The sequence below is a fragment of the Sphingobacterium tenebrionis genome, assembly GCF_037126265.1.
In the GTDB taxonomy this organism is placed as follows: domain Bacteria; phylum Bacteroidota; class Bacteroidia; order Sphingobacteriales; family Sphingobacteriaceae; genus Sphingobacterium; species Sphingobacterium tenebrionis.
The window spans coordinates 1-1,232 of the sequence record NZ_JAYLLN010000080.1 but is presented as its reverse complement, the minus strand read 5'-3'; the positions used below and the strand labels follow the sequence as shown (position 1 = coordinate 1,232).

Here is a 1,232-nt window from a genome sequence, read left to right as displayed (position 1 = left end):
TATCTTTTATATTAATAGTGGTAAATTCGATTCATCTATTCTGTTAACTGCTTCTTCTGCTGCAGGTGTAACTATTATTTTAGATAAATTTATTGTTAAAACAATACTTTGGAAGTTATGTCCGGATTTGTTCTATACCTGTAAGCTAACTAATATTCCATTTCTAGGTGGGTGTTGGGAAGGAACTCTTGAATCAAATTATAAGCCTCCTGGAACAGACGCTAAACTACCACCAATACCAGCACGTATTGAGATACGTCATGAATTTGATAGTATACATATTAAAATGGAAACGAATCAATCATATAGTAGTAGTTACGTAAGTGGGGTCATTGAAGATGAAGGTAAGCAGAAATTCTTATGCTATTTATATGGCAATGATGCTGATAAAGACCGTGAAGTCAACCCGAAGCATGATGGTGCAACACGTCTAAGAATTAAACATGACGGTACTGTTGTTTTAGAGGGACATTATTGGACCGGGCGTGAAACAACAGGATCTATGTATTTTACTAGAAAATCAAAAAAAAACCTCCCTATATAAGGGAGGTTAATTAAATAGATATGCTTTTGCATGTTTTAAAAAATCATGAACCTGATTGAGGGTGTATTTTCTACCAGAATGAAAAAGATATAAAAGTTCCGACACTTCCCCCCATTCCCCACATAAATCACGATTACTTGTGTTATAAATTAAATATTCCAAGGACCCTTCCACATCATCGGATAATTTAACATGACCAAAGTAATTATTAGGCACATTCCATACCAAACATTCTATTAGAAATGAAGAGATTGTTTCATGTTCATAACCATCTTCTTTCATTTTATATCTAAGCCTTTTTAGAATACGGACTACTCTTTTGTATCGACGATTTGTTATATTATTTTTCCGTATTCCGTTTTCATAATGTTGCACGGGATAGTTGTTAACACGCTCATTAGTATAACGAGCGTCAAAAGCTGTCCCCGTGATGAACGTTCCGTCTTCACGATACCTTCTATGCTCTAAACAAGGAACTACATCTGCATCCACTCTATACGAATTCGAATGCAAATCAAATGCTTTATTTCCCCTATTAACATTTTCTGAACCAAATTTTGCATGTAAGGCCCTTTCGATTGCATCTCGGTAGTCACTAAATTTATAAGAACTAGACATATTTCCAAAATCACTTTTACTTTTTTCTTTTGGATAATCAGCGTAAAAAGTATCTTTTAAAACGACAGCT

At 34.3% G+C, this 1,232-nt stretch carries 2 protein-coding genes; one reads left to right on the top strand and one right to left on the bottom strand.

The annotated features are described in order from the left end of the window. Positions 1 to 544 (top strand): Cap15 family cyclic dinucleotide receptor domain-containing protein (locus VJ786_RS16560; RefSeq protein WP_336558064.1); only part of this gene is annotated, 544 nt, incomplete at its 5' end. 6 nt (positions 545 to 550) lie between these two features. Here VJ786_RS16560 and VJ786_RS16555 read toward each other — a convergent pair. Beyond that, on the bottom strand, positions 551 to 1,232 hold a 682-nt coding region (locus VJ786_RS16555), incomplete at its 5' end, for a nucleotidyltransferase-like protein (RefSeq protein ID WP_336558063.1).